21 protein-coding genes are annotated in these 20,771 nt (G+C 33.4%); 14 read left to right on the forward strand and 7 right to left on the reverse strand.

Translation table 11 applies throughout. From position 1 onward, the window contains the following. Positions 1-41 precede the first annotated feature (41 nt). Together fbaA and accD are read left to right on the forward strand one after the other, a co-directional pair. Positions 42-1,109 carry a class II fructose-bisphosphate aldolase gene (gene fbaA, locus M0D21_RS11455; RefSeq protein ID WP_248329575.1) on the forward strand — a complete coding sequence of 356 codons (1,068 nt, stop codon included), beginning with the start codon at positions 42-44 and terminating at the stop codon, positions 1,107-1,109. 62 nt (positions 1,110-1,171) lie between these two features. Beyond that, positions 1,172-2,032, forward strand: a complete 861-nt coding sequence (gene accD, locus M0D21_RS11460) for an acetyl-CoA carboxylase, carboxyltransferase subunit beta (RefSeq protein ID WP_248329577.1) — start codon at positions 1,172-1,174, stop codon at positions 2,030-2,032. 117 nt (positions 2,033-2,149) lie between these two features. On the opposite strand, the gene M0D21_RS11465 is transcribed toward accD, so the two are convergent. Further along, complete coding sequence (locus M0D21_RS11465) at positions 2,150-2,977, reverse strand: hypothetical protein (RefSeq protein ID WP_248329579.1); 828 nt, start codon at positions 2,975-2,977, stop codon at positions 2,150-2,152. 166 nt (positions 2,978-3,143) lie between these two features. On the opposite strand from M0D21_RS11465, the gene rpsO reads away from it, so the two are divergent. From rpsO to M0D21_RS11490, 5 genes are all read left to right on the forward strand, one after another. Next, positions 3,144-3,413, forward strand: coding sequence for a 30S ribosomal protein S15 (gene rpsO, locus M0D21_RS11470; protein WP_248329581.1), 270 nt, complete (start codon positions 3,144-3,146; stop codon positions 3,411-3,413). Positions 3,414-3,641: 228 nt separating this feature from the next. Next, positions 3,642-5,816, forward strand: a complete 2,175-nt coding sequence (locus M0D21_RS11475) for a polyribonucleotide nucleotidyltransferase (protein WP_248329583.1) — start codon at positions 3,642-3,644, stop codon at positions 5,814-5,816. A gap of 138 nt (positions 5,817-5,954) precedes the next feature. Continuing rightward, on the forward strand, positions 5,955-7,016 hold the full coding sequence (locus M0D21_RS11480; RefSeq protein ID WP_248329585.1) for a hypothetical protein: 1,062 nt from the start codon (positions 5,955-5,957) through the stop codon (positions 7,014-7,016). A 191-nt stretch (positions 7,017-7,207) separates the two neighbouring features. Next, complete coding sequence (locus M0D21_RS11485) at positions 7,208-7,762, forward strand: RNA polymerase sigma factor (RefSeq protein ID WP_248329587.1); 555 nt, start codon at positions 7,208-7,210, stop codon at positions 7,760-7,762. Next, positions 7,755-9,119 carry a hypothetical protein gene (locus tag M0D21_RS11490; protein ID WP_248329589.1) on the forward strand — a complete coding sequence of 455 codons (1,365 nt, stop codon included), beginning with the start codon at positions 7,755-7,757 and terminating at the stop codon, positions 9,117-9,119. The genes M0D21_RS11485 and M0D21_RS11490 overlap by 8 nt, the downstream gene beginning before the upstream one ends. 67 nt (positions 9,120-9,186) lie before the next feature. On the opposite strand, the gene M0D21_RS11495 is transcribed toward M0D21_RS11490, so the two are convergent. After that, complete coding sequence (locus M0D21_RS11495; protein WP_248329591.1) at positions 9,187-9,549, reverse strand: hypothetical protein; 363 nt, start codon at positions 9,547-9,549, stop codon at positions 9,187-9,189. A 181-nt stretch (positions 9,550-9,730) separates the two neighbouring features. Here M0D21_RS11495 and M0D21_RS11500 point away from each other — a divergent pair, with 181 nt between their 5' ends. From M0D21_RS11500 to M0D21_RS11530, 7 genes are all read left to right on the forward strand, one after another. Continuing rightward, positions 9,731-10,699, forward strand: a complete 969-nt coding sequence (locus tag M0D21_RS11500) for a hypothetical protein (protein ID WP_248329593.1) — start codon at positions 9,731-9,733, stop codon at positions 10,697-10,699. 259 nt (positions 10,700-10,958) lie between these two features. Beyond that, positions 10,959-11,822, forward strand: a complete 864-nt coding sequence (locus tag M0D21_RS11505) for a sigma-70 family RNA polymerase sigma factor (RefSeq protein WP_027395748.1) — start codon at positions 10,959-10,961, stop codon at positions 11,820-11,822. A gap of 198 nt (positions 11,823-12,020) precedes the next feature. Next, positions 12,021-12,428 (forward strand): BLUF domain-containing protein, encoded by a 408-nt coding sequence (locus tag M0D21_RS11510; protein ID WP_248329595.1) that lies wholly within the window; start codon positions 12,021-12,023, stop codon positions 12,426-12,428. Positions 12,429-12,478: 50 nt separating this feature from the next. After that, entirely contained in the window at positions 12,479-13,141 is a 663-nt protein-coding gene (gene rpe, locus M0D21_RS11515; RefSeq protein WP_248329597.1) for a ribulose-phosphate 3-epimerase, read from the forward strand. 8 nt (positions 13,142-13,149) lie between these two features. Then, positions 13,150-14,280, forward strand: coding sequence for a helix-turn-helix domain-containing protein (locus tag M0D21_RS11520; RefSeq protein WP_248329599.1), 1,131 nt, complete (start codon positions 13,150-13,152; stop codon positions 14,278-14,280). Between the two features lie 79 nt (positions 14,281-14,359). Continuing rightward, complete coding sequence (locus M0D21_RS11525) at positions 14,360-16,123, forward strand: FG-GAP-like repeat-containing protein (protein WP_248329601.1); 1,764 nt, start codon at positions 14,360-14,362, stop codon at positions 16,121-16,123. 150 nt (positions 16,124-16,273) lie between these two features. Next, on the forward strand, positions 16,274-17,254 hold the full coding sequence (locus tag M0D21_RS11530) for a YpdA family putative bacillithiol disulfide reductase (RefSeq protein ID WP_248329603.1): 981 nt from the start codon (positions 16,274-16,276) through the stop codon (positions 17,252-17,254). Here M0D21_RS11530 and M0D21_RS11535 read toward each other — a convergent pair. From M0D21_RS11535 to M0D21_RS11555, 5 genes are all read right to left on the reverse strand, one after another. Further along, complete coding sequence (locus M0D21_RS11535) at positions 17,246-18,118, reverse strand: zinc-dependent peptidase (RefSeq protein ID WP_248329605.1); 873 nt, start codon at positions 18,116-18,118, stop codon at positions 17,246-17,248. The genes M0D21_RS11530 and M0D21_RS11535 overlap by 9 nt on opposite strands. A 251-nt stretch (positions 18,119-18,369) precedes the next feature. Beyond that, the gene (locus M0D21_RS11540; protein WP_248329607.1) at positions 18,370-18,840 is read right to left on the reverse strand and encodes a YHS domain-containing (seleno)protein; all 471 of its coding nucleotides are present in this window, start codon (positions 18,838-18,840) and stop codon (positions 18,370-18,372) included. Between the two features lie 35 nt (positions 18,841-18,875). Continuing rightward, positions 18,876-19,229: an SPW repeat domain-containing protein gene (locus M0D21_RS11545; protein WP_248329609.1), complete on the reverse strand. Its 354-nt coding sequence runs from the start codon at positions 19,227-19,229 to the stop codon at positions 18,876-18,878. Between the two features lie 22 nt (positions 19,230-19,251). Then, positions 19,252-19,605, reverse strand: coding sequence for a hypothetical protein (locus M0D21_RS11550; RefSeq protein ID WP_248329611.1), 354 nt, complete (start codon positions 19,603-19,605; stop codon positions 19,252-19,254). Between the two features lie 76 nt (positions 19,606-19,681). Beyond that, positions 19,682-20,737, reverse strand: coding sequence for a helix-turn-helix domain-containing protein (locus tag M0D21_RS11555; protein WP_248329613.1), 1,056 nt, complete (start codon positions 20,735-20,737; stop codon positions 19,682-19,684). Between the last annotated feature and the right edge of the window lie 34 nt (positions 20,738-20,771).

Below are 20,771 nucleotides of genomic sequence, written 5' to 3' on the forward strand. Positions count from 1 at the left end.
GCGAATTTCATCTGACAACTAAAAACTTTAAAAAATTACAGATGAGTCACAACATCAAACCAGGAGTTGCTACAGGGGACGAAGTGCAAGCAATATTTAAGTATGCCAAAGAAAAATCTTTCGCGTTACCTGCAGTAAACGTTATCGGTTCAAGCTCAATTAACGGTGTTCTGGAAACAGCAGCCGAAATTAACGCACCGGTTATCATTCAATTCTCTAATGGAGGAGCTCAATTTAATGCCGGAAAAGGCCTTTCAAACGAAAACCAAAAAGCTGCAATCGCAGGTGCGGTAGCTGGAGCAAAACACGTTCACTTACTTGCCGAAGCTTACGGAGTTCCTGTAATTTTGCATACTGACCACTGTGCAAAAAAATTACTCCCATGGATCGACGGATTATTAGACGCAGGTGAACAGTTTTATAAAGAAACTGGCAAGCCACTTTATAGCTCTCATATGATAGATTTATCTGAGGAGCCTCTAGAAGAAAACATTGATATCTGTAAGGAATATTTGGCTCGTATGAGTAAAATGGGAATGACTTTAGAAATAGAATTAGGTATTACAGGAGGAGAAGAAGATGGTGTAGATAACTCTGATGTAGATGATTCTAAATTATATACTCAACCTGAAGAAGTAGCGTATGCATATGAAGAGTTAAGCAAAATAAGTGACAAATTTACCGTTGCTGCGGCCTTCGGAAATGTGCATGGAGTTTACAAACCAGGTAATGTAAAACTTACACCAAAAATCCTGAAAAATTCTCAAGAGTTTATTTCAGAAAAGTACGGAGTTGGTCATAACCACATCGATTTCGTATTTCATGGTGGTAGTGGTTCTACACTTGAAGAAATAAGAGAAGCTATTGGATATGGTGTTATCAAAATGAACATTGATACAGATCTTCAATTTGCGTTTAATGAAGGTATTCGAGATTACATGACCAATAATATCGAATATCTTAAAACTCAAATTGGAAACCCAGAAGGATCAGAAGAACCAAATAAAAAGTATTACGATCCTAGAAAATGGTTAAGAGAAGGTGAAATTACCTTTAAGACCCGTCTTAAAAAGGCGTTCGAAGATTTAAATAATGTAAATACATTATAACGACTGAAAACCAAGCTGAAACTCACCCATAGGAGTTTCAGCTTTTTTAATATACATAATTTATGGCTTGGTTTAAGAGAACACAAAAAGGTATACAAACCGCAACCGAGGACAAAAAAGATGTCCCTAAAGGGCTTTGGTACAAATCCCCTACCGGAAAAATTGTTGATGCTGAACAGCTCGAAAAGAATTTCTATGTAAGCCCAGAAGACGGATACCATGTAAGGATAGGAAGCAAAGAATATTTTGAGATCTTATTTGACAACAACAAGTATAAAGAACTTGATAAAAATCTTTCTTCAAAAGATCCTCTTAAATTTGAAGACAAAAAGAAATATCCCGATCGTCTTAAGGAAGCGCAGGAAAAAACGAATCTTAAAGACGCCGTAAGAACCGCGGTAGGAAAATCAAATGGAAATGATCTGGTAATTGCCTGTATGGACTTTTCTTTTATAGGAGGGTCTATGGGAAGCGTTGTTGGAGAAAAAATAGCTCGTGCTGCGAATCATGCTCTTGAGCATAAAATTCCATTCATGATTATCTCAAAATCTGGTGGAGCCAGAATGATGGAGGCTGCCTTATCATTAATGCAAATGGCAAAAACTTCATCAAAACTTGCGCAATTGGCAGACGCCGGCATTCCTTACATCTCTCTTTGTACAGACCCTACAACTGGTGGTACAACAGCTTCATTTGCAATGCTGGGAGATATTAATATTGCAGAACCAGGCGCATTAATTGGATTTGCAGGACCTCGTGTTGTTAGAGACACCACCGGTAAAGAATTACCCGAAGGTTTTCAAACTGCAGAATTTGTACTAGAACACGGTTTCCTTGATTTTATAACACCAAGGCAAGAATTGAAACAAAAAATCAACTTATATTTAGATTTGATCATGAACCGACCACTTTCTTCAAACTAAATTAAGATTAGATAGTATTTCAAAAGCCCGACACATATATGTATCGGGCTTTTTCCTTTTTTAAAAAAGTACCTCGTAATAAAACGAAGTACTTTTCAACTCACTAATCAAAAAATTCTATAATCGAATTTCTCTTTCTTCTCCATCAGAGTTTGTAAATAAAGCAAGGTTATCACATGAACCATCGCCATAATCTAAAACTCCAGAATAATTTGTTCTTACCAAATCTACTACTCCACTTACCAAAAATCTACAGCTCGCTTCTCTTCGTAAGGCAGTAGTAATTGTTGTGCTATGTGTGTTGCCATTCGCAAAATTAGTCTCCCAGGCTCCGGTAATTAAGAAAACATTATCGCCCCAGTTTCCGTTAAGCACACCTTCAACCCACTCGCGTGTTTTAGCCCCCTTTCTTGAGGCTTCGGTACCATCTGCAAATGTTACCTTTAAATCCAAATCCATCATATACTGAGGATTCCCGTTTTCATTCATTCGTTGTCTGGTTACTGTTTTAGTTCCTTCAAATTGAATATCATCAATAAAAAAGTCGTCAAGACTATATGTAATAATTTTTGTTTTCGCATCTAAATCTATAGCATACGACATCGTAAGTTTTCCTTTCACCAGATGCCCTCTTACCTCACAACCTTCTTCACCAAAATCTACCAATACATCTTTAGATGTATCTGTAATCTCAATAGTAATAGTAACACATTCTGGCAAATAAGGATGAATAGGACTTTTTAAATCGCTCTCTTCGGTTTCATATACCTGTAAAAAAGTATCACTTAATACCTCGGTTGCATTATCAACTTTTGCCGTAAGTTCTGTTTCCTCAAGATCAACTGCGTCGATTAAAGTTTCATCACTGGCTTCATCCTTATCGCAACCCACAAAAATTGCTGCTAGAAATACCGTTATTCCAAATTTCAAGATGATGTTTTTCATAATATTTAATTTTAACGTTACCATTCTATGACTCAATTTTTTACAGATGGTTTAATAGACGGGTTATTTTTTTTAATAAAAAGTGTTTGTTCTTTAAAAAGTACTATATTTGCTCGCTGATAGCAGAGAGTTATCGATACATAAAAATCATTTAAATAATATTGGAATGTATTTAACAAAAGAGACTAAAGAAGAAATCTTCGCAAAACACGGTAAAGGAAAAAACGATACTGGTTCTGCTGAAGGACAAATTGCACTATTCACTTACAGAATTACACACTTAACAGAACACTTAAAAAGCAATCGTAAAGATTTTAACACTGAGCGTTCTTTGGTAAAGTTGGTAGGTAAGCGTAGAGATTTACTTGACTATCTTAAGAAAAAGGATATCATGAGATATCGTGCAATTGTAAAAGAATTAGGATTAAGAAAATAATAAAAGAGAGGCTGCGCGCCTCTTTTTTTAATTATTGATATTTTTAAAATAAAAACTTTCATACATCTAATGTATGATTGTATGCCTTAGTTTTTCATTGGCCGCGCAATTACTACAACAACACAACCTTGTCCGTCCGAGTAAGACGGAAACCAATGTTTAATTAAGCCTAAAGCATCTTTGTTAATTAGTAACAAAGAGTAGTAGGTTATGAATCAAAACTAAATTATGATTCCACAAGTTTATAAAGAGGTTATCGATTTAGGTGATGGAAGACAAATCACCCTCGAAACCGGAAAACTAGCAAAACAAGCTCACGGGTCTGTTGTTGTACAAATGGGTAAAGCAATGCTTTTGTGTACCGTTGTATCATCTTATGATGCGGGTACAGTTGACTTTTTACCATTAACTGTTGATTATCGTGAAAAATTTGCCGCTGCCGGGCGTTATCCTGGTGGTTTCTTTAAGAGAGAGGCAAGACCAAGTACAGAAGAAATCTTAACCATGAGACTAGTAGACCGAGTATTACGTCCACTATTCCCTAAAGATTATCATTCTGAGACACAAGTCATGATTCAATTAATGTCTCATGACGAAGATGTAATGCCAGATGCCCTTGCAGGATTAGCAGCTTCTACGGCAATACAATTATCTGACATTCCTTTTGAAACTCCAATTTCAGAAGTAAGAGTAGCTCGTATAGACGGAGAGTTTATTATAAATCCGAGTAGAGCTCAATTAGAAAATGCTGATATCGATCTTATGGTTGGTGCATCTGCAGATTCTGTAGCAATGGTTGAGGGAGAAATGGATGAAGTTTCTGAAGAAGAAATGACAGAAGCTATAAAATTTGCTCACGAAGCTATCAAAGTACAGTGCGCAGCTCAAATTCGTCTTGCAGAAGCAGTTGGTAAAAAAGAAACCAGAGAATATGAGCCAGAAGAAGAAAATGAAGAACTAGAGAAAAAGATCTATGATGCTGCCTACCAAAAGTGCTATGATATCGCTAAAATGGGCTCTTCAAAAAAAGAAAGAGGTTTAGCGTTTTCTGAGGTAAAAGAGGAAATAAAATCACAATATTCAGAAGAAGAATTAGAAGAAATTGGAGGTCTTATTTCTAAATATTTTGGTAAAGCGCATAAAGAAGCTGTAAGAAACCTTACGCTTGATGAAGGTATACGTTTAGATGGACGCCAGACTACAGATATCAGACCCATCTGGTGTGAGGTTGATTATTTACCATCTACTCATGGTTCTTCAATATTTACCAGGGGTGAAACTCAAGCCTTGGCTACAGTTACTCTAGGAACCTCTAGAGAAGCCAATGTAATTGATCTTCCTACACAACAAGGAGAAGAAACATTTTACTTACACTACAACTTCCCTCCTTTTTCGACTGGAGAAGCAAGACCGCTTAGAGGTACTTCTAGAAGAGAGATTGGACACGGAAATCTTGCGCAACGCGCATTAAAAGGAATGATCCCTGAAGATTGCCCATATACAGTTCGTGTAGTTTCTGAAGTTTTAGAATCTAATGGTTCTTCATCTATGGCTACCGTTTGTTCTGGAACTATGGCATTAATGGATGCTGGAATTAATCTTAAAAAACCAGTTTCTGGTATTGCTATGGGATTAATTTCTGATGGAGATCGTTATGCGGTTCTTTCTGACATTCTTGGTGATGAAGATCACTTAGGAGATATGGATTTTAAAGTTACCGGTACTGCTGATGGTATTACTGCTTGTCAAATGGATATCAAGATCAAAGGTCTTTCCTATGAAATACTGGTAAAAGCATTGAAGCAGGCTCGTGACGGGCGCTTACATATTCTTGAAAAGCTTACAGACACCATTGCGCAACCAAATGAAAATGTTAAGGCTCACGCACCAAAAATGGTGAAAGTGACTATTCCAGAATCTTATATAGGAGCAGTTATTGGACCAAGTGGTAAGGTAATTCAGGAAATGCAAAAAGAAACTGGAACTACTATTGTAATTGAAGAAGATGGAGAACACGGAATTGTAGAAATTCTAGGAGTTGATCAAGATGCTATAGATACTGTTATCCGAAAAATAGAAGCAATTACTTTTAAGCCAAAGGTAGGAAGCGTTTACGAAGTAAAAGTAATTAAAATCTTAGATTTTGGTGCCGTTGTAGAATATACTGAAGCCCCTGGAAATGAGGTATTACTTCATATTTCTGAATTAGCTTGGGAACGCACCAACAATGTTACTGATGTTGTAAACATAGGTGATGTTATTGATGTTAAATACTTTGGTATCGATCCAAAAACAAGAAAAGAGAAGGTTTCTAGAAAAGCTCTTTTACAAAGACCTCCTAGACCAGAAGGTAAACCAAAAGGAGATAGAAGACCTCAACAACAAAATAAAAAGGAAGACTAAACTTTTTATAAGTTATACTATAAACGCTCTTAGAAAATCTAAGGGCGTTTTTTTGTGCTTAGTTTAAAATATTCTGTCTAATAAGCAACCTTTTTGGGGTTTCCAGTCTATAAGATTGAAGACTCTAAAAAGTTTACCATGAAAAAAATTAAATGTTATTCCTTAACCATTATTATTGCCCTGCTTATCATCTCTTGTAACAATGAACCATATGATTTACTTCTTATTGGAAAGATCGATGCACAATCTGAGTTATTTAATTCTCTAAAGAACATTTCTGAAGAAAAAGAAGAAGATAAAGAAATCGTTTGCCTCACATTTGTATACCCATTCAATATATACCTTTATGATGAAGAATCTGAAATTGTTGATAGTAGAATCATAGGAAATAACTTAGAATTCATTGCTGCCTTAGAAGACACAGATCAAGAGGGAGCAATTGGTTTAAGTTACCCCATTACCAGTACTCTTGAAAATGGGGAGAGTGTCGCTATCGAAAATAATGAAGAACTTGCAGCAGCTATAAAAGCCTGTATTGAATCTGAAATCATTGCCAATTGCAATAATATATTAGAAGAAGAAAATTGTGTATGGGAAGTCACTTCCTTAACCGAAAACGCGAAATATGAAGATGTCATATTTGATTTTTATAATGATGGCACCGGTATTTTGTATACTCCAGGAAACGCTTATCGAACCTCATGGATTTCTTTATTTATAGACGAGGAATTACATGTTAATATTAAGCTGGAAGGAGATTCAGACATCGCTGAAGACTGGAACTTTAACTGGAAAGCGACGATAATAGATGATAATACCATAGAAATATTAAATGAAGATCAAAAATATCGGATTCAAAGAAAATGTAATGTAGAGAATTCTTGCAACTACGTCGAGTTTAGAAGCTGTGAACTTTCTAATCAAATGGAAATAGGAGAATTTTTATTGGATGAATATCAAGATTGCATAATTTCCCTTCAAGACAACATCACAAACCCAGAGCAACTATTATTATCTTTCTTTGAAACTATAGCTGACGCTGAGCAAGACACAAATCCCATTATCTCATCTACGACCTACAACAACATAACCAATCCCCAACTCATATTTGTAAATATTAAAGACACGACTACCGATGAGTCAAAAATTATTAGAATTGTTTTATTTGTAGAAGCCTGCGAAGCCAATGATGAACCTTAAATTAGTTCTAAACACTCTTTCCTTATAAACAGGAAAGAGTGTGTTTTTTTACCTAAATAAAAAAATGTAAATTTTTACGCAACCTTTCAAAACATTTCAGTCCATACTAAAAACTGTAACTAATAAGCTAGAATTATGAAATACGGTTATAAAAAATTATAATTACCAGTTTTACAAAAGTTAAGAACACGTTGAACAACAAAAAGCTAATCAAAAAGTGTCAAAAGAATGATCGCCAGGCGCAAAGCGAGCTCTTTTATCTTTATAAAGATGTACTTTTTGCTCTTAGTTTAAAATATTGTAAAAATTACAAAGAAGCCGAAGACAATTTGCACGATTCTTTTTTAACCATTTTTAAGAAAATACATCAGTATAATTTTAAAGGATCTTTTGAAGGCTGGATAAAAAGGATAACCATAAATAATGCGATAGATAAATATAAACACTCAACGTTATCTGACCTTTCGTTGAAAGAGGATAAAATTGAAGATACCAATATCGATACAGACTCGCTACATGTTTCATTAGATGAATTACTCCTTCATATACAGGAATTACCCGATAGATATAGATTGGTATTTAATCTCTACGAATTAGATGATTATTCCCATAAGGAAATAGCAAAAATGCTTCAAATCTCAGAAGGTACTTCAAAATCAAATTTACATCGAGCAAAAGTTATTCTGAAAACAAAAATTATGTCTGCTCAAAATAATTTAAAAAAAATAGTAATTAACGATGGCTAACCCAAAAGACATAGGAAAAGTTTTCAAAGAGAAACTGAATGATTTTAATTCGGTTTCTAGCTCTTTGCGTTGGGAAGATATCGAACCTAATTTACCTCAAAAAGAAAAGCGCCCTTTATTGTTTTGGGTAAAACTTGGAGGTTTATTAGTTGTTGCTTCGGCGATGTTTTTTATCATTTATAATACTGCTTCCAAAAATGATCCAGATTCCAAAAACACTATAGAATATTCATCTGAAGAACCTTGCAAAGAACCAGATTTGAATACTAATGGCATTACAAATTCAGAGGTAAATACTAGTGGCAATAAAATAAACACCATTACCCAAGTAGATAAACAGATTGATAATAACATAAAAAATGAACCCCAAATCATTACTCCCAATTCAAAATATAGAAACAGTTCTACTAATAAGAGTAATAACATTTCAATATCTGAAATAAAACGGCCAAAACAAACATCAAACATCAATTCTAGGCATTTTGGGAGGGAGATGTACAAACCAACACAAGACACTCTCAATACAGATATTAACTCAACAAAGAACCAAGAATTATCTTCTCTGAAATCAAAAAAAACGACTTCTATCGATAATATCGCTACGAAAGATTCTTTAAATATATCATCACAGACTTCTCAAGACTCTGTTTTAGTTGCTCGTAAACCCAAAGACACTTTAATTTATATGCAGCCTAAGAAAAAATCTCTTTTTCAAAAGTTTAGTGTTGGGGTTCATTTCGGTCCTACATATACATTCACGTCAAAAGGCTCGTTAATAAGTAATCAAATTGCAGATAACACCAATTCTGGAAGAGTTTCTTTGAGCTACGGAATTATGTTCAAAACCTATTATTCTGAAAAAACTGCTTTAAGAATTGGGTATAACCGTACAAAGATCAGTAGTATTACCAAAAACGTTTCGTCAGAACAGATACCGTCTATTTTAAGAGATACCGGAATACAACCGAGCGACAGTTTTATGCTTCAAAATGATAATAGTATAGATCTTCTTCAAAAAATATCGTACAACGAAATTTCTTTGGGACTACAACACCAAATCATAGATAAAGACATCAAAACATCTATACTTTTAGGAATGAATGCTTTATTCTTAGATAACAACACTATTTCAATTCGTACTTCATCCAACAAAATTAATGCTGGAAGTAGTCGAAACCTTCAACAAATTAGTTTGAATTTCAATGTTGGTTCTAACTTTGCCTATCCTATTACCAAATCTATTGATGTAACAGCAGAGCCAATATTTAATTTTCAGCTTAAAGAAGCTAGTAAAAATACTGAGAGTTATAAGCATTTCTTTATTACTCTTCAAACAGGTTTATCTTACAAATTTTAAAGCTTAGTTATTCAAAAGAACAAAAGGTTATCTCAATGCTAGAAATAAGAAAAGTACCCCCTTTGTGCTATCGAACTGCCAGAGCTAGGAAGACAAACCCAAATCCAGATGCAATATATGAAGCCGGGAGAACAATAAAAGTCTTAAAATAGGAGAATTTTACCTTTCTAATTTCCTTTATTTCAGAAAAGGGAATATGCACTTCCTCTTTTTTTATTGTAGCCACAATTCCAGATTCATCATACTCTGTAATAATCATTTTTTTCTTTTGATATTCTGAAGTGGTTATTTTGTACTTTTTATCAACTTCTAATTCTTCAGAAACTATTTCTATACTTCGATAACTGAAACACCCTGTATTTATGAATAATAAGAAAAGAGTTATTATCTTAAAGAAGTATGTAGGGGAAATATTTTTTTTAAGATCCATTTTAGCGCTATTTTATTTGATACTATTAGGTAATCAAACATACTAACTCCCTCTTAATGTGATATAGTAAAAACTGCGATAACAAACATTATTTTTTGCGATAATCGCAAAAAAGATATAATTTTCTAATTTACCTTTTGACTCAAATTAGATTGTCATTTTATCATTTAAACTCAACAAAATGAACCAGAAAGCTTTTTTAGAATTAATAAAATCGCAGCTCCCTCCCAAAAGTTCATTAATCGATGAAGTCGCCACAGTATTAGATATAAGTTACGATGCTTCTCATAGAAGAGTAACCTATAAAAGTAAGTTATCACTCGAAGAATCTGTAATTCTTGCAAAACACTATAGTGTTTCTATAGATCAATTATTCTCTAACGAAGTAGAACATATTGTTGCCGTTAAAAAAACAGCACCTGTAAAAGACATTAAAAGTCTATTGGCTTATTATCAAAACTCTTATAAATCATTACTCCCGTTAATCAATAACCCGAAGGTAAAAATGATCTATTCAGCCAAAGACCTTCCTATTTTCTATACTTCAAACGATAATCTATTATCTAAATTCAAAATGTATGTTTGGTTAAAAATCATGGATACTAGCCTAGCGGACACAAAGTTTAGCAATTTTAACCCTCCACTGGCTTTATTAGAAGCTGCAAAAAATCTAGGACAACTATATAATGGAATCAATGCCATAGAAATATGGGACTTAACTACAATAAATAGTACACTTAAACAGATCCATTTCTATTATGAAGCAAAAATTTTAGCTAAAGAAGATGCTTTAGAAATATGTGACGACTTAGTTGCCCTAATGCATTCTATATCTCAAAAAATCACCTCGCAAAACAACACCTTTAAACTATACTATAATGAATTATTGTTAATGAATAATAGAGTTTTGGTGATTACTCCGACTTCTAAATCACTTTATGTACCTTTTACAATATTATCGTATTATAGAACAAACGATATAAATACTTGTAATCAAGCTGAAGGTTTTTTGAATATCCAAATGGAAGGATCAAAATTATTAAGCAAAGCCGATGTAAAAGAAAGAAACATTTTTTTCAATAAAATGCTTAAAAAAATTGAAAGTCTACAAACCCTTATTACTAATCCAAAATTACTGGAATTTGAATAAAACTGAACATAAACTTCAACTTCTATTCTTGTTAAAATCTGGAAATTACTTTGTGAGGCTCGCTTTTTTTTTGAAAAAAATTCAAAAATTTAAAAAACTTACAAATGCAGTGTTAGTAAGGGATATAACATACGACTAATAAAAAAAATGAAGTGTTAAAAACAAAAAAATAAACCTTTTTGTAACATTTATCTAACATATTACGTATAAGAAGTAAAGTCCCTAAATTATTCACTATAAAATTTCAAGGAGAACATAGATGAGACAACTTAAAATTACGAAGCAGGTAACGAATCGTGAAACTGCATCGCTGGATAAGTATTTGCAGGAAATAGGTAAAGTAGATCTTATTACTGCCGATGAAGAAGTAGAATTAGCACAGCGTATTAAAGCTGGTGATGAGAGAGCCCTTGAAAAATTAACAAAGGCAAACCTTAGATTCGTGGTATCTGTAGCAAAGCAATATCAAAACCAAGGACTTACACTTCCTGATTTAATTAATGAGGGTAATCTAGGATTGATAAAGGCTGCTAAACGTTTCGATGAAACCAGAGGTTTTAAATTTATCTCGTATGCGGTATGGTGGATTCGACAGTCTATTTTACAAGCTCTTGCGGAGCAATCTAGGATTGTACGTTTACCATTGAATAAAATTGGTTCGATAAATAAAATAAATAAAACATATGCTTTCTTAGAGCAATCTCATGAGCGCCCACCAAGTGCTGAAGAGATCGCAAAAGAGTTAGATATGACTATCAATGATGTAAAAGAGTCTATGAAAAACTCTGGTCGTCATGTAAGTATGGATGCTCCTCTTGTAGAGGGTGAAGATTCTAACCTTTATGATGTATTGAATTCTGGTGAATCTCCAAATCCTGATAGATCATTATTACATGAATCTCTACGTACAGAGATTGAGAGAGCTCTCGAGACTTTAACTCCTAGAGAAGCAGATGTTATTAGATTGTATTTTGGTCTTGGGGATCAACACCCAATGACACTTGAAGAAATTGGTGAAACTTTCGATCTTACTCGTGAACGTGTACGTCAGATCAAAGAAAAAGCGATTAGAAGATTAAAACATACATCTAGAAGTAAAATATTAAAGACATATTTAGGATAAATTCCTAAATTGCGGTTACAAACAGTTTTATAACATAACTGTTCGTTTTTTGATTGATGAATGACCTCCGGCTGATTACCGGAGGTTTTTTCTTGCCTATTGTTTAACAGATCGATCTAAAAAATTAAAAAATACTTAAAACGACAAAACCTTTGTTAAGAAAACAGTAACTTCATAGTCCTTTTAAATCTCAATTCTATGAGATATGTAATAAGCTATGTAAGTACAATAAATCCTCAAGTCTCGGACATGAATGTAACCGAACTTATGGATCATGTAAAACATCGTAATACCGACCTAGAAATTACTGGAATTCTCATTTACTCCGAAGGCAATTTTTTTCAAGTTCTCGAAGGCGAAAAGGACATCATACATTCCATTTTTAACAAAATTAAAAACGATACCAGACATTATAATATTATTAAAATATTGGATAAAGAAATTGAAGACCATTCTTTCTCCAAATACCACTCTTCATTTACAGTTATTTCTAATCATTATAGTCATCGTGAGCTACAGCTTTTTTTAGAGCAACAGAAAAAAGATAACCCAGAGCATTTTCAAAGTATCTCCTATTTAACTCAAAAATTTATGAAGCTTTCTTAGCATATTAATTAAAACTTAAATAGTACTTTTGCCGGAAACAATACAACTATATGGCTTCAAGACTTATTGCTCCTTCAGTATTAGCAGCAGATTTTGCAAATTTACAACGTGACGTTGAAATGATAAATGACAGTCAGGCAGACTGGTTTCATATCGATATTATGGATGGTGTTTTTGTACCCAATATCTCGTTTGGAATGCCTGTACTTAGAGATATTGTAAAACATGCAAACAAAACTATTGATGTACATTTAATGATTGTAGATCCCGATCGATATATCAAAACTTTTGCAGAATTGGGAAGTAACATCCTAACCGTTCATTATGAAGCATGTACCCATTTACACAGAACACTGCAAGCTATAAAAGCTGAAGGAATGAAAGCCGGAGTTGCTATTAATCCTCATACCAACGTTAGTTTACTTGAAGATACCATTAATGATATTGATCTCGTTTGTATCATGAGTGTAAATCCAGGATTTGGTGGGCAATCCTTTATTGAAAATACTTATAAAAAAGTAAAACAATTAAAGGAAATTATTGAGCGTAATAATGCTAACACCATGATCGAAATTGATGGTGGAGTAACTAGCAAAAATGCAAAACAATTGATAGATGCTGGTGCAGATGTTCTAGTTGCCGGAAGTTTCGTTTTCAAAAGTGAAAACCCTACTCAAACTATTCAAGAATTAAAAGAAATTACTAAATCGTGACTTAAATCATGCTAACAGAAATGTCTCCTTCGTTTGACACATGGACCTCTATTTTCCTATTGGTCAGCTCGTTTGGATTCTTTCTTAGTATCATTTTAAGTGTAAACAAAAGAAACCGAAGTAATAATTTACCTATTGTATTTTTAATACTTGGGTTTTCTTTTGTGTTGTTACAATATGTGTTTTTCTGGACAGGCCATAAAGAAAAATACCCGTTTATCTATTTTTTTGACAGTACGTGGTATTTATTATTTGGACCACTTCTCTATAGTTATATTACAAAATTTTATAATTCTGAGTTTAAAGTACGATGGTATCACTATGCTCCAGCTATAATATGCCTGATCCTTAGCGTTATTTGTTTTTATATTACAAATGGCTTTCAAAACGTTAAAGATCACCGTAATGATTTAGTGTTTTATTTTTTCTGGTCTATCACCTCTCCATGGCTATCTGCACTGTCATTACTTATTTACCTTATTATCATTAAAGATTTTATTTCATTTTATCGCCATCATCCAGAATCCCAATATGAAACCACACGAAAAAAATGGACCTCTCTCCTATTTAAGCTATTTTTCGTTTTTACTATATCCTTTATAAGCTATTATATTCTGGTAAAGTTTCCGTTTTTTAACTCAACATGGGATTATGCGATCTCTTTTTCTATGTCCCTCTCAATCTATACCATTGGCTATATGGTATATAAAGAACCTTCTATTTTTAATGGAGAACTATTGTCCCATCTATTTATTAAAAGTTCAAATCAATCTGAATTCACAGAAAGTACCAAAGAAGAGTTCTACAGTCGATTACTTATCTGCATAGAAAATGAAAAACCCTATTTAGATAATAATCTTAGGTTAGTACAGTTGGCGGATAAAGTTGGGTTTTCTAGCCACATACTTTCAAAACTTATTAATGAAAAGGCTAAAAAGAATTTTAATCAGTTCATTAATGATTATCGATTAGAAGAAGCCAAAAAATTACTCATTGAAGATACTACCACGAGTATTAAAACCATATATTTTGATGTTGGATTTAATAACAAAGCTACTTTTAACGCTGCTTTTAAAAACAAATTCAAGTGTACGCCTTCAGAATACAAAAGAAAACACCTTGTCGTACAGGATAAATAAGTAAAATATTATAATTCTAAACCCATTCTGCTTGGGTTTTGATGAATTTTATTCTCATAAATCTTAAAATCTTTGGCTTATGAGAACTTATATTTTATGTACTCTTTTTAGTTACTTTTCACTAACTCTTTTTGCACAAAACTTCACTTTAATCGACGATACTTCTAATCCTATAGTATCAGAACCTACCATTGGAGGAACTTATTTTGGAACTGCTTGGACAGATATAGATAATGATAATCTCATTGATTTGTTCTATGGAGGTACTATATATAGAAATCTAGGAAAAGGAAAATTCGAAGTTGCTACAGGTTCATCTGCAATCCCAGTTGCCACAGCATTGGTGGGTTGCAGTTGGGCCGATTATCAAAACGATGGAGATTTAGATCTTATCTACTCCAGGTTTGTTACCCCATCTACGTTGCAAACCAGAATTTATGCCAATGATGGTTCAGGAAATTTTACCGAAATCAATACTATTCTAAACACCATTAGTTCAGGTACCTGGAGTACACAGTGGTGCGACTATAACAATGATAGTTATCCTGATTTTATTTTAACTTTTGCTGATGGTTTTTTAGACCCCTTAAGTTTCTCGAACAGACTATATCGCGGAAACCCAGACGGCTCTTTTACCCAGGTTGTAGCTCCTTATGAATTCCTCACGGAAAAAGCAGCTTATACGGTTTCAAATTGGACCGATTATGATGAAGATGGAGATACCGATTTATTTATTGCAAGTGGCCCGGCTGCAGGACCAAATGGTATTAAACCAGACTTCCTTTTTAAGAATCTTCAGGTTGAAACCGGAGCTGAAGGGTTTGAAAAAATAAAAACCTCAGAATTATCATTTGCAGATGATCCTCAAGATGGCCAATGCTACAATGTTATCGATTATGACAATGATGGAGATTTAGATATATGTCTTACGAATTATTCTGGTGTTGAAAATAAATTTTATATCAATAACAATGGAAACTATGTAGAAACCGATGTACCATTTTCTACTACCAACAATCAGAATTTATCAAACGCCTGGGGAGATTTTGATAATGATGGGGATCTAGACGTTCTCATTACCGGTTCAAATCCAACCGGAAGCGGGTATTATATCAACAATGGAGATGGCACTTTCAGTGAGCGTGATACCAACTTCATCAACAATCTTACCTCAGGAAATTCTACTGGTATAACCATTGGAGATTATGACAATGATGGCGACTTAGACTTTTTTGTGGTGGGTCGAAGTCTAAAAGCACTAGTAAGAAATGATCTTAACATCAAAAATCATTTTGTAAACTTAAAACTTGTAGGTAACCCTTCTAACAAAGCAGCATTAGGTGCAAGAATAGAACTTACGGCTAGAATTAACGGAAAACTGGTTACTCAAAAACGTGAAATTTCAGCGTCGAATACTTTCATGGGGCATAATAGTTTACGTGCTCATTTTGGGTTAAACAAAGCTCCAAGAATCAACAAGCTTACAATTTATTGGCCTTCCGGAAATACCGATACATATCTTAATCTTAGAGTGAATAAATTCTATACCATTGAAGAGGGTAAAGAAAAGCCCATTGCTCCACCCATCAAGGAAATACAACCTAGAGTCATTGTCTACCCAAATCCTGCTAAAAAGTTTGTTAAGGTAAAAGTTATTAGCAACACAATAGTATCTACAATTCTCATCAAATTATTGGATAGTTCAGGAGTACAAATCTCAGAAAACACCTTCGAATATAACGAGAATATCGAATTAAGCACTTCTTCTCTACCCAAGGGAAATTATTGCCTAGATATCACAATAGATGGAAAGAATGTTGTAAAAAAGTTGGTTATAAAATAAGTCTGTTACTTTTCCATCTCACCAAGGCAAGTTTTACCATAAAGACTTGCCTTTTTCCCATCTAACGTTCAAAAATTAGTAGTTTTATACTTTATTTTGCGTGTAAGAAATCGAATTTAGAAACGACCACGTATTGAGATATTTTGCAGGATGAAACATACTGATTTAATTATTATTGGAGGTGGACCTATAGGAATTGCCTGTGGTTTAGAAGCAAAGAAAAAAGGATTAGATTACCTTATACTTGAAAAAGGCCCTATAGTTAATTCCTTATTTAACTACCCAATTAATATGCAATTCTTTTCTTCTTCTGAAAAGCTGGAAATAGATAATATTCCGTTTATTAGTAAAGAAGCAAAACCCAAAAGAAACGAAGCATTAGAGTATTATAGAAGAATCGTTACTTCAAATAACCTCAACATCAATTTGTTTGAAACCGTACAAGATGTTACAAAAGCTGATACAAATTTTACGATTATAACCAACAAACAAAAATATGTTGCTACTTATGTAATTGTTGCCACCGGTTTTTATGATCTTCCTAATACCATTGATGTTCCGGGAGAACATTTACCAAAGGTTTCTCATTACTATAAAGATCCTCATTTTTATGCAAAACAAAAGGTTGCAGTTATTGGTGCAAGTAACTCTGCAGTAGATGCAGCATTAGAATGCTATAGAAAAGGAGCCGAGGTAACAATGATAGTTCGAGGCCCCGAAATAGGGAGAAGAGTAAAATATTGGGTAAAACCAGATATAGAGAATAGAATAGCCGAAGGTAGTATTAAAGCTTTTTATAACGCTTTGGTGAATGAAATTCTCGATGATGCTATTGTAATCGATACACCTAACGGTAAAGTAAGTATAGACAATGATTATGTACTGGCACTTACGGGATATAAGCCTAATTTTGAATTTCTTCGGAAAATAGGAATCGAACTCTCTAAGGACGAAAAACTGTACCCTCAATATGATGACAACACTATGGAAACTAATATTGAGAATCTATATCTGGCAGGTGTAATTTGTGGAGGGATGGATACTCACGTGTGGTTTATTGAAAACTCAAGGGTTCATGCTACAACGATATTGGCATCTATTACTGAAAAGCAAAAACAAAAATTAGCGTAGATCTTCGAAATACCTGAAATTAAGCATTCTTACGACATATTCATATATTTCAGGAAATTTAGTTTTAAGTTCTTTAGGAGTTTCCATAAAAACTTCTATCAATACCGCAATAAATTCGAATTTATCAGTAAACGCATATTCTCGCAAAAGCTTTGCTTCAACAATTTGTTTACGCACTTCTGCAGAGCCCAAATACTCTTCCAACTGTAAAAAAGTATCATAAAAGATTTCTGAGCTTATATCATTCTTCTTTATGGAATTGTAATGAATTGCATGAGTAATTTCATGAATACCCAAATTTCTACCATCATCTTTATGTTCGTTTCCTTTTTGGAAATGTTTCCATGATAACGCTAAAGCTTTTGATCTAGGATTAAACTCTCCAATATTTTCAGTTTGATTTAATATAGAATAAAAAGACTTTGGATATATGATAATAGCACTGAGATATTCGAGTATATAGTGTCTCATCCCAAAAGTGAGTTGAATAAATAAAATGGTAATCTGCATCCTCATATATTCATCTACCACTAACCCTTCTCTGCCCACAAAAGTTACCTCATCTAAAAAGCGAGTGCAACGATGCTCAAAATACTTTTGTTTTGTTTTGCTCAGTGCCTTATAAAAGTCGTTTTCTTCCAGAAAGAGTTTTGAACCGGCAGGTAGTTTTCTAAGCTTAGGGTAAAAGTGAATATAGTAGGGTTTATCTTTATGTTTTACATATACAGATTCCATATAGCGTAATACATAATACACACAAATAGACACGATAGTAAATGTCAACAATAATCCAATGAGATTTTGAAGCACAGAATTAGATACTTCTTCCTGAAGGGATAATAAGATGGCTATATAAAAACTCAAAAAAATAAAAATGTAGATTAAAGGCTACTAAAAATAACGTTTTAGAAATAAAAATCTTATTAAAATTATAATTTAACACTAATATTCAAACCAAATAACCATAAATCATTAACTGTAATCTTGTATTATCTAAATCGCGAGCCCTTTTTTGTTGATTAAATTTGTTCCAAAAAAACAAAAAACCTGCATCCTAGGTTGCAGGTTTTTGAGTATTCTACGATGTACCAGATTTGCTATATCTCATACGTAAACTAATTATGAGTTTTCTCTAGCTTTTTCCAGTTTTTATCTGCAGTATTTTTTAACTTTTGATGGTTATTCTCGGCTAACCACAACTGTTTTGCATCTAACTCAATATTATTTAGATATAGGTAGTACTTTCCGTCTTTGACCAAAAACTTATTAGGATCTACTCTAAACTTTGCCCCGGCATATATACCAAAGGCACAAAAACCACCGTATTGAGGCATATACTTAGCAGGATTTTTATCAAAAGTAGCCTTTTGTTCTGCCGAAGTAAAGTAATATACCACCTTTTGGTATTCTGATTTAAAATTCTTGTTTCCTCTTTGTGCAAGATTAAGGTCTAAATAGGATACAGGACTGTACCCTTGTAATGCAATATTACTATTATCTATGTTGTTTGCCATATTATTTTGAGCTGATACAGAAAAAGAACCCAAAACTGCTAGTACTAAAAGTATTGATTTTAATGTTTTCATGTTTTATATAATTATGTGAGATTATTTTATTTTTTTTAAATAGCCATTTCTGGCTTGTGTAAACTAACTACGGTTAAAACCGCTCCTCCATTTATCCAGTAATACCAGGCATCAATACCCTGAAAAGAAAAGACAAAGGGAGCGATGATAAAAACGATTGCCACCAAAAAGTCTACTATCAAATGGAGTCTGTACGAAACCACTTTATATACGCCTAATTGATGATCGGTAAGTAATGTTAATACAAATGCTGCAATCCCTGTGCCTACCGATAATGAAACTGCAATTGGATTTGAGTCTCCCAATCCCAATAAGAAAGGAAGTGCTATTAGGGCAATTGCCACGGGATAATCTAAAAATGCATGTATTTTTTTGGTTACAAATTTCATAGCTTAAAAATTTAACGTTTACTTATTCTGCATTGAAGTATTCTTCCTGAATCACTTCTCCTCTCTCGTTCCAAATTCTTCGAATAATTTCGTGCCAGTATATTTTGCTTCCGTCTTTCATATTGAAATCGAAAGTAAATTCTGAAGCTGAAACATGACCATCTACTATGGAATGATGATGTGTGATTCCATTTACCTGTGCTATAGCACCAGCAAAACCTTCCATTTTGGAAATCATTTCTTGTTTACCATTGGTTTTACCATTACCATAATCTGAAGTAGTGGCATTATCGGCAAAAAATTCTTTTACGGCATCAACAATAGCTCCCTGAGCTACTATCGCATCCATTTTTGATACTTGTTCTTTAATATTCATCTTTTTAATTTTTTTAGTGAATTAATACACCACAAAGATGAGGGAGAAAACAAGTGTAATAGCTACAAAAAAGGAGCTAAGAATTGTACTTTTTTAATTTGAAGTCGGTAGGTGTGATACCTGAGTATCGTTTAAAGAAACTAGAAAAATGATTTGGTTCTTCAAAACCAAGTTGAGCCGCTATAGCGGTAACATTTTCGCCTGCCAGCAGCATGAGTTTTGCGGTATGAATAAGTTCTAGTCGAATGAGCTGCCCCAGTGAAGTATTCATTTTTGACTGTACCTTTTTTGATAACGTTTTTACAGAAAGATTCATTCTATCTGCATAAAAGCCTAAGGATCGCTCTTGGGTATGATACTCATGAAGCAATTCAAGAATGTTCTGCACAAATAAATCTCTTTTTTCAAAATCAAAGCTTTCTCTGAACTGGCGAGGGGTTTGTCCTGTAGAGTTTTTAAAAACTCGATTAAAATAAGCATCATCCTTAAACCCAAAATCATATGAAATTTCCTGAATACTCTTATCAGTAAAAGCAATTTCTTTCTTGCTTTCTTTTAATCTTTTGGCCCCCATCAAATTCTTAACAGAAAATCCTATCTTGTTTTTAACCAGCTCTTGGGCATTATACCCTCGATCATTGATTAAACCCATTAAGTCTGCACTGGTTAATCTGTTACCAAATTCTAAATCAATAACGTCTTTTACATCAAAAATAATCTGATATTCCTCTCGATTGGCGTTAAATGGGTTTTGCCAAAACCATTGTTTTGCAGAAACGTCAACAATATGAGAAGCGTTTTGATTTACCAAAGACTCTGATAAAAAAGTTCGGCACTCTGCGCACTCCATAAGATCTATATACCCTAAAGAAATAAGATGCTTAAACAATACTCGAACCTCCTCGTTATGAAACTTGTTCTTGTCTAAAAATTCAATTCTTCTTACTTCAAAATCATCAGATAAGAACTTAATATATTGCCCTTTCTCAAGAAAAATAGCCTTCTCTTGCCAATCAAAGTAATCATTAAAATCTACTTGAATGCTTCCCTTACCCGATAATATGTGTATGAGCGTATAATTTTCTATAAAATATACTTTATCAATTTCGGGAGAGAATTTTTCTATTGTCAATGTCGAAGTTATTTGCGCCTTATAAAAGAGCTAT

The sequence above is a fragment of the Aquimarina acroporae genome (assembly GCF_023195925.1).
GTDB classification, from domain to species: domain Bacteria; phylum Bacteroidota; class Bacteroidia; order Flavobacteriales; family Flavobacteriaceae; genus Aquimarina; species Aquimarina acroporae.